This window comes from Trichocoleus sp. FACHB-46, assembly GCF_014695385.1.
Classification (GTDB): domain Bacteria; phylum Cyanobacteriota; class Cyanobacteriia; order FACHB-46; family FACHB-46; genus Trichocoleus.
This window is the reverse complement of record NZ_JACJOD010000068.1, coordinates 1-3,777: the sequence shown is the minus strand read 5'-3', so window position 1 is coordinate 3,777 and position 3,777 is coordinate 1. Positions and strand designations below refer to the sequence as shown.

Genomic DNA, 3,777 nt, shown 5'->3' with positions numbered 1-3,777 from the left:
TAGTGGTTGAACGTTGTCCCACAACAGACGAGGGGTCAACTTCTCACCACGCAAATAACGGTTGATGCGGTCATGACTAATGCCATCAAGATGGTCAGCCAAGTTTGTCACTGGGTAGTTGATCGGGCTACTGATCAGGTATTGGCAGTAGTCGAGTTTAGTGAAGCTCATTGCTCCAGTCTAATATTGCTCCTGCGTAAGTCCTGTCCCTGTGCGATCGCTTCCAGCAACTTAGGCAACCGTTCTGGCTCCATGAGTGTGCTGGTGATCAAACTATTAGCGACCAATAGGGTTGCCAACGGATAGGGAAACTGCGGCAAATGGAATGCCTGTAAGCCAATTTCACCCATTTCAGAGGTGGCAAAGCCTGTCACAATGTGCCGGAGGTCATGGGTTTGGCTCAGTCGCAGCTCGACGTAATGGGCATCGGATTCCGCCATCATTCCAACATGTAGGTTGGGATCAAACCCCGTCTTCTTCATCTGGGCTGCATAAATGTACCCCAGGGAATCGGGAGGATAGGTAAGGAGGGTTTCCAGGTCGTGGGCAGGAGGAATATAGCGATCGCAGATCAGTGCCGCACAAGCCGGATCTTGGTTTAAGTGTTGAGCCAGTAGATCATAGGCAGGGGTTCCCAGCAATCCATCGACCAATTCACCGACCGTTTGCAGTGACTAACCCTGTGATCCCAATCTTCTAGGAGCCGCTTCCCAGCAATCCATCGACCAATTCACCGACCGTTTGCAGGCTGTTGTCTCCAAATAGCATGAATGTGAATGCCTTAACGAGGAACAGTCTTGCCAGAAATGACTTGAAGCCCTTGAGGATTGGATCATGTGTTTGCTGTTGAATAGGAGTGTTCGTAGAAGCGTTGGGCGTAGCTGAATTAGGGAGTTGCATAGGTCCTTCAAAAAACTCAAACGTTGATAAATGTCACAGAACATTCGAAGGCTTCTACCAGAGCAAGTCATTGAGCAGCCCATAGACACCGACAAAATCAATCCGGGCGATCGTCCGGAAATAACGAACCCGGACATGCGTCCGTTCTACCCCTGCTGCACGAGGCAACTTGAGTAGCGCGATTGCCAACCCTAACCAGGGAGAAGACTGATAGCGCATAAAACGCAACCCAATGTAGCCGAATTGCAGAAGACAACGAGAGCGCATACTGGCACCAGAGTCGGCTTTCGGAGTAATCAGCAGATTCTGGGGCATAACAAGGCTCTCTGGAGCAAACCGAGTTAACATGTGAGCATCGCTCATGTTTCTGCAATATGAGCGATGCTCACATTTTGTCAAATTAAATATGAGTAATCCTCATTTATAGTTGAGATCAAGGAGAGTGTTTATGCCTGAAAGCCCATTCACCGCAGTTGGAATGCGACGCCAACCGCGACAAGCCCGCAGTCAGGAGCGGGTCAATCGAATTGTGGATGTAGCGGAAGAACTGTTTGCTAGCCAGGGCTACGCAGCAACGACGACCAATGCGATCGCTGCTCGGGCCCAAGTTCCAATCGGGTCGCTCTACCAGTTTTTCCCAGACAAAACTGCAATTTTGCAGGCCTCAGCCTTGCGCTATGCAGAAAAGCTGCATCAACAGTTGGCAGCCATTGATGAGACTGAGCAAACCGCCCTCCCTTTATCGGACTACGTAGATCAGTTGATTGATACCACTGACCGCTTCTTTAGCGAGAACCCTAGCTACTATGCCATTTTCATGGAGGTTCAGGGAACAATACGCGAATTAGAAAAAATTGATGAGGCAACCGATGCCACGTTGATTCAGGATTTAGCCAATTCCTTAGCCAAGCGTGATGCAAGATTAGAATCTGCAGATTATGAAGCGATCGCTTTTAGCAGCACAAAGGCGATCGGTACGTTACTGTGGCTATCTCTCAGCCAAGAGAAAATGTTTCGGCAGCGATTGGTAAAAGAGACGAAACGGTTTGCTTTAAGCTACCTGCAAAGCTATTTCCCGTCAGGCCCGGTTCATACCGACAAGTTGCAGACCCATGGATGAAATTATCATCACTGAGCACAACCCAAACTGGGTGCTACTTTTTGAAAAAGAAGCTGTAAGCATTCGGGCAGTTTTAGATGGAAGTCTCATCACTCGGATTGAGCATTTTGGTAGCACAGCAGTTCCAGGGTTAGTGGCAAAACCCATTATTGATTTGTTGGTAGGGATACGCTCACTTGCAAAAGTCAAGCAGGTTGCAGTTCCTCAGCTAGAACGCTTGGGCGGTAGTGCAATTTTGTAAAGGATGTAGAAAAACAGGTTGTCTCAACATCGTGACAACTTGGTTCTGATCATTTCGTTGTAATGGTGGATAAAGTTCCAGATGGCTCTAACATGATTGTCGAGCTTTTTGGAGAAGGACAATGTTTTCCTCACCAGGCGAGAGATTCGTTGGCGTAACGTGTTGTTGAACCGCTCAATATAGCTCGTCAACCCTGCCTCCTTACCAACGGCTCGGTGCCGCTGGCTCGGTAGTGCAACCGGGTAGGAAACTCAGTGGTCAGTGTAGAGCACGGCACATTGCCGATACACCCCTGGCAGCGATTGCCATAGCGCAGTCGCTCCTTGTCCAGAACGATCACCAATGGAACAAGTCACAATCTCACGAGTGTCGGTATCGAGAGCCAGCCAAACCCATTGCTCATTGCCTTGATCATCGACGAAAGACCACAGCTCATCCATCTGTACTTGCAATGATTGCTTCGCTTTGGCGCGCACCTGCACCTGTTGTGGTAGCGTTGAGTAGTAAGAGTTGACATAGTGCTGGAGCCAGTCCTGCGATACCTGCATGACTCGGGCGATGCCTGACAGAGGCAGCTTCTCTAGCAACAGACGCTCGATGAGGACTTTACTATCCGGAGGAATGACTCGCCACTGCGGGTCTTTGACGAACTGACGACCACAATCGCGGCACTTGTAGTTCTGCTTCGCTCGTCGGGTTAGACCATTTTTGACGATATCGTCAGAACCACAGGTTGGGCATCACAAGTAGGTTTCATGAGCACATTCCTTCCATGACTCAGGCTATCCCTATTGTCCTCGATACTTTTTTCTTCGTCCTTTACAAAATTGCACTACCTAAGATTTGATGATGAATTCTCGCTCCCATGGCTTTTGGGCTTGCTGTTTTGAGGCAGATGCAGGTTCAGGATCAGCGTCTCCAAACAAGGAGATCGTTGAGAATAAGCGCCATCCTTGATGCCAGATGCCCTTGAACCAGTTCCACCCAATTCTCAAATAGCTGTTGCCCCGTTGCTAGTGAGCATCCACCCAACGACGTTTACCCGTTCTGAGACCTGATATCCCTGGACGGTGAACAACAGGGTTGCAACTGCCATAGCAAAGCCCCGGTCTGCCAGAAAACAGACTGAAACGCCAGTGGGAACTAAATGAGTGGCTCGCTTCAGCATTGCCTGATACACCTCAAAGCCAACAGAGCTACTGCCATGTCGAATGACGCGCCACACGAGTGGAGTTGCCCGTCCTCGATATTGCACTGACAGCCGAATCAGACAATACTCAGCTCACAGCATTGAGGTATCTTCAATCAAGGTGATTTGGGATTCCCCACGTCACTAACGCTTGAGCAATCAAAGCACTGTAGAGCTTTTGCACATTGATGCGAGGATTGTGTAGCCAACGACTGAAGGCGTTGCTGAATAGGTAATGATTTAAGCTGAGAGAGGAATTGTCCGATACTTCAAATAATGCAGCAGCAACCGAAGTGAACACTTCAACATCTCAACTGATTTGGAGTA

General features: G+C 49.1%; 6 protein-coding genes and 2 pseudogenes. 2 read left to right on the top strand and 6 right to left on the bottom strand.

Annotated elements, in window-relative coordinates; translation table 11 throughout:
- From H6F72_RS30545 to H6F72_RS26840, 4 genes and pseudogenes are all read right to left on the bottom strand, one after another.
- A pseudogene (locus H6F72_RS30545) lies at positions 1 to 171 on the bottom strand (IS701 family transposase); the annotation flags it as partial.
- Complete coding sequence (locus tag H6F72_RS26845; RefSeq protein ID WP_242017160.1) at positions 168 to 653, bottom strand: Coq4 family protein; 486 nt, start codon at positions 651 to 653, stop codon at positions 168 to 170. The gene H6F72_RS26845 and the pseudogene H6F72_RS30545, both read right to left, overlap by 4 nt.
- Before the next feature lie 43 nt (positions 654 to 696).
- Positions 697 to 900 carry a hypothetical protein gene (locus tag H6F72_RS29860; protein ID WP_199299339.1) on the bottom strand — a complete coding sequence of 68 codons (204 nt, stop codon included), beginning with the start codon at positions 898 to 900 and terminating at the stop codon, positions 697 to 699.
- Positions 901 to 954: 54 nt separating this feature from the next.
- The gene (locus tag H6F72_RS26840; protein ID WP_199299338.1) at positions 955 to 1,215 is read right to left on the bottom strand and encodes a hypothetical protein; all 261 of its coding nucleotides are present in this window, start codon (positions 1,213 to 1,215) and stop codon (positions 955 to 957) included.
- A 133-nt stretch (positions 1,216 to 1,348) separates the two neighbouring features.
- Here H6F72_RS26840 and H6F72_RS26835 point away from each other — a divergent pair, with 133 nt between their 5' ends.
- A complete protein-coding gene (locus H6F72_RS26835; protein ID WP_190442668.1) occupies positions 1,349 to 2,020 on the top strand; it encodes a TetR/AcrR family transcriptional regulator in 672 nt (223 codons plus the stop codon).
- Positions 2,013 to 2,261 carry a GrpB family protein gene (locus tag H6F72_RS26830; protein ID WP_190442666.1) on the top strand — a complete coding sequence of 83 codons (249 nt, stop codon included), beginning with the start codon at positions 2,013 to 2,015 and terminating at the stop codon, positions 2,259 to 2,261. The genes H6F72_RS26835 and H6F72_RS26830 overlap by 8 nt, the downstream gene beginning before the upstream one ends.
- Before the next feature lie 23 nt (positions 2,262 to 2,284).
- On the opposite strand, the pseudogene H6F72_RS26825 reads toward H6F72_RS26830, so the two are convergent.
- Positions 2,285 to 3,001 (bottom strand): annotated as a pseudogene (locus H6F72_RS26825) (IS1 family transposase); the annotation flags it as partial.
- 251 nt (positions 3,002 to 3,252) lie between these two features.
- A complete protein-coding gene (locus H6F72_RS26820) occupies positions 3,253 to 3,516 on the bottom strand; it encodes a hypothetical protein (RefSeq protein WP_190442664.1) in 264 nt (87 codons plus the stop codon).
- Between the last annotated feature and the right edge of the window lie 261 nt (positions 3,517 to 3,777).